Here is a 4180-nt window from a genome sequence, read left to right on the forward strand (position 1 = left end):
GAAATGCAGGCGCTTCGCGCCGCATTTCCCCGATGAAGGCTGCGCGCAGCGCATGCCTTCAGGGGCGCGGGGAACTGCGCGACCAGCCACGACGGAGCCGCAGTCGCCTGATCGCAGGACCCCGCAGACGCTACTGCGAAGCCCGCGCCCGGGCCCAGTGACAGGCCACCTGAGTCGCGGCGCCGCCGGAAAGCACCGGCAGGTCCTCGGAGCGGCACGCTTCGGCCACCCCCGCCTCCTCGGCGGAGCCACGGGCCAGCACCTGGCACCGCACATGGAACCGGCACCCCCCGGGCACCCGGGACGGGTCCGGCGGCTCCCCGGTCAGCACCACCGGATCCCCGGGCGCCTCCGGGAGCACCGACAACAGGGCCTGCGTGTACGGGTGCTGAGGAGCCGTCAGGACGTCCTCCACCGGACCCGTCTCCACGATCCGGCCCAGATACATCACGGCCACCCGGTCCGCGATGTTCCAGGCCAGCCCCAGATCGTGCGTGACGACCAGCGCCGAGAGCCCCAGTTCGTCGCGGAGCCGCAGCAGCAGCGCCAGGATCTCGCCCCGTACGGACGCGTCCAGCGAGGCCACCGGCTCGTCGGCCACGATGAGTTCGGGTTCGAGGACGAGCGCGCCCGCGATGACGACACGCTGGCGCTGCCCGCCGGACAGCTCGTGCGGGTAGCGCAGGAAGAACCGCTCAGGGGGCCGCAGCCCCGCCCGGGACAGCGCGTCCGACACGGCCGCCCGCTCGTCCCCGGCGTACCCGTGGATCCGCAGGCCCTCCGCGACGGCGTCGTACACCGTGTGCCGCGGATTGAGCGAGCCGCTCGGGTCCTGGAGGACCAGCTGCACCCGCTTGCGGTACGCCTTCAGCGCGCGGGACGCGTAGTCGAGCGGCTTCCCGGCGAAGGTGACCGCACCGGCCGTCGGCTTCTCCAGGCCGAGCAGCGTGCGCGCGAGGCTCGTCTTGCCGCAGCCGGACTCGCCGACCAGGGCGACGATCTCCCCGGGCGCGATGTCCAGGTCGACCCCGTCCACGGCCCGCGCCGGCGGCGCCCCGCGGCGCCCCGGGAACGTCAGCCGCAGCTGCTCCGCGCTCAGCAGGGGCCGCGTGCCCTGCGTGACCTGCTCCTTCATGCCGTGGTGCTCCTCGCCTCGACCGACTCGCCCGGACCGGGGCCGGCGTCGGCCCCCGTCCCCGAGCCGACATGTACACACGCCGCCCGCCGGCCGGACCCCGCGTCCAGCAGCTCCTGGTCCTGCGTCGCGCACACCTCCAGCGCCACCGGGCAGCGCGGATGGAACGTGCAGCCGGACGGCAGCGCCGACGGGTCCGGCGGGTCGCCGGGCAGCCCGCGCGGCGCGAACCGGGACGCCGGGTCGCCGATCGTCGGGAACGCCGCCGACAGGGCCTTTCCGTAGGGGTGCACCGCGTTCTCGTACACCTGGTCCGCCGGGCCCTCCTCGACGACGCGGCCCGCGTACATCACGGCGAGCCGGTCGCAGGTGTCGGAGAGGACCGCGAGGTCGTGGCTGATCATGACGAGGCCGAGGTCCTGCTCGGCGACCAACTGCTCGATCAGGCGCAGGATCTGGGCCTGGATCATCACGTCCAGGGCGGTTGTCGGCTCGTCGGCGATGATCAGCGCCGGATCGCAGGCGAGCGCCATGGCGATCATCACGCGCTGGCGCTGCCCGCCGGACAGCTCGTGCGGGTAGGCGTCGGCGCGGGCCGCCGGGAGCCCCACGTGCTCGAGCAGCTCGGCGACCTTCTTCCTCGCACCCGCCGGCGTCGCCTTCTTGTGCAGCAGGATCGGCTCGGCGATCTGGTCGCCGATGCGGTGCACGGCGTTCAGCGAGTGCATCGCGCCCTGGAACACGATCGAGGCGCCCGCCCAGCGCACGGCGCGGACCTGGCCCCACTTCATCGCGAGGACGTCCTCGCCGTCGAGCAGGATCTCGCCCGACACCTTCGTGCCCGCGGGCAGCAGCCGCAGCAGCGCGAGCGCGAGCGTCGACTTGCCGCAGCCGGACTCGCCCGCGATGCCGAGCTTCTGGCCGGCCTCCACGGACAGGTTCACCCCGCGCACGGCCCGGGCGCCGCCCGCGTACGTCACCGCGAGGTCCTTCACCTGAAGCAGTGTCATGACCGCACCCCCAGCTTCGGGTTGAGGACGGACTCGACCGCGCGGCCGCACAGCGTGAACGACAGCGCGACGACGGCGATGGCGATGCCGGGCGGGGCCAGGTACCACCAGTCGCCCGCGCTGACCGCGCCGGCCTCGCGGGCGTCCTGCAGCATGCCGCCCCAGGACGTGACCGTCGGGTCGGACAGGCCGAGGAACGCGAGGGTCGCCTCGGTGAGGATCGCCGAGGAGATGATCATCGTGGTCTGGGCGAGGACGAGCGGCATCACGTTCGGCAGCACGTGCCGGGTCATGACGTGGCCGTGGCCGCCGCCCAGCGCCCGGGCCCGCTCGATGTAGGGGCGGGACTCCACCGCGAGCGTCTGCGCGCGCACGAGGCGGGCCGTGGTCGGCCAGGTCGTGACGCCGATCGCGATGATCACCGTCCACATCGAGCGGTCCATCACCGTCGCGAGCGCGATCGCGAGGACCAGCGTCGGCATCACCAGGAACCAGTCGGTGATCCGCATCAGGACCGTCGCGTACCAGCCGCGGAAGTGCCCGGCGACGATCCCGATGAGGGTGCCGATCGCCACGCACAGGAACGCCGCGAGCAGCCCCACGGTGAGCGACACCCGCGCCCCGTACACCAGGAGCGCGAGCACACTGCGCCCGAACTGGTCGGTGCCGAGCGGGAACTCGCCGCTCGGGCCCTCCAGCGGCCCGCCCGGCGCGTTCGTGACGCTCTGCGCGTCCGCGCCGACGAGCACGGGCGCGAACACGGCGATCAGCGCGATCAGCACGAGCAGGCCCAGGCCCCACAGACCGCCCTTGTGGGAGCGGTACGAGCGCCAGAAGCGGGCCAGCGACTGACGCTTGCGGGCGCGCGCGAGCGAGCGCGCGCTCGTGGTCTTCTGCACGCCCTCGGCGGGCGCGGTCTCGGTCGTCATCGGCCCACCCTCGGGTCGAGCAGCGGATAGAGGATGTCGGCCAGCGTGTTCGCGAGGATCACCGCGGTCGCGAAGACGAAGAACAGGCCCTGGACCAGAGGGAGATCGGGCACGGACAGGGCCGAGTAGAACAGGCCGCCCAGACCCGGCCAGGAGAACACCGTCTCGACGAGGATCTGCCCGGCGACCACGTGCCCCAGGTTCACGAACATCAGCGTGAACGTCGGTAGCAGCGCGTTCGGCACGGCGTGCTTGCGGCGCACCACGTCGTCACGCAGCCCCTTGGCGCGGGCCGTCGTCAGATAGTCGCTGCCCATCTCGTCCAGCAGCGAGGAGCGCATCACGAGCAGCGTCTGCGCGTAGCCGACCGCGACCAGCGTGATCACCGGCAGGACCAGATGGTGCGCGACGTCGACGACGTACGCGAAGCCGCTCTCGCCGCCCGATTCGAGGCCGCCGGTCGGGAACAGGCCGGGGACCGGACCGACGCCCACGGCGAAGACGATGATGAGGAGCAGGCCCAGCCAGAACGCCGGGACCGAGTAGAGGGTCAGCGCGAACGCCGTGTTGAAGCGGTCGCTGCGCGACCCGTTGCGCCACGCCGTGCGGGTGCCCAGCCAGATGCCGAGCGCCGAGTACAGGACGTACGCCGTGCCCGTCAGCAGCAGCGTCGCCGGGAGCGCCGCGGTGATCTTGTCGATGACGGGGACGTGGTACTGGAACGAGGTTCCGAAGTCACCGGTGAGCGCGTCGCCGATGTACGAGGTGAACTGCTTCCACATCGGCTGGTCGAGGCCGAACTGGTGGCGCAGGTTCTCCAGTTGCTCCGCCGAGACCTTGCGGCCGCCCGTCATCTGCTTGACCGGGTCGCTCGGGATGAGCCGGAAGAGGAAGAAGCTGGTGACGAGGACGGCGAAGAGGGAGACGGCGGCGCCGAGGATCTTCGTCGCCGCGTACCGCAGATACGCCTTGGTGTCGCGGGCCCGCGGGCCGCGGGCGGGCCGGCCGCCCCCCCCCCCCCCCCCGGGGGGGGGGGGGGGGGGCCCCCCCCCCCCCCCCCCGCCCCCCCGGGGGGGGGCGGTCTAAGTTTCTAAGAGAAAGCAAAG

At 72.7% G+C, this 4180-nt stretch carries 3 protein-coding genes and 1 pseudogene; all 4 read right to left on the minus strand.

Annotated features, from left to right (window positions below):
- Positions 1-130: 130 nt before the first annotated feature.
- A complete protein-coding gene (locus ACFW9D_RS38030; protein ID WP_384630028.1) occupies positions 131-1135 on the minus strand; it encodes an oligopeptide/dipeptide ABC transporter ATP-binding protein in 1005 nt (334 codons plus the stop codon).
- Positions 1132-2145 (minus strand): ABC transporter ATP-binding protein, encoded by a 1014-nt coding sequence (locus tag ACFW9D_RS38035; RefSeq protein ID WP_384630030.1) that lies wholly within the window; start codon positions 2143-2145, stop codon positions 1132-1134. Before ACFW9D_RS38035 ends, ACFW9D_RS38030 begins: the two co-directional genes overlap by 4 nt.
- Positions 2142-3074, minus strand: coding sequence for an ABC transporter permease (locus ACFW9D_RS38040; protein ID WP_188336535.1), 933 nt, complete (start codon positions 3072-3074; stop codon positions 2142-2144). The genes ACFW9D_RS38035 and ACFW9D_RS38040 overlap by 4 nt, the downstream gene beginning before the upstream one ends.
- Positions 3071-4081 (minus strand): annotated as a pseudogene (locus tag ACFW9D_RS38045) (ABC transporter permease); the annotation flags it as partial. The pseudogene ACFW9D_RS38045 and the gene ACFW9D_RS38040, both read right to left, overlap by 4 nt.
- Positions 4082-4180: the final 99 nt, after the last annotated feature.

The sequence above is a fragment of the Streptomyces sp. NPDC059524 genome, from assembly GCF_042749255.1.
In the GTDB taxonomy this organism is placed as follows: domain Bacteria; phylum Actinomycetota; class Actinomycetes; order Streptomycetales; family Streptomycetaceae; genus Streptomyces; species Streptomyces xanthii.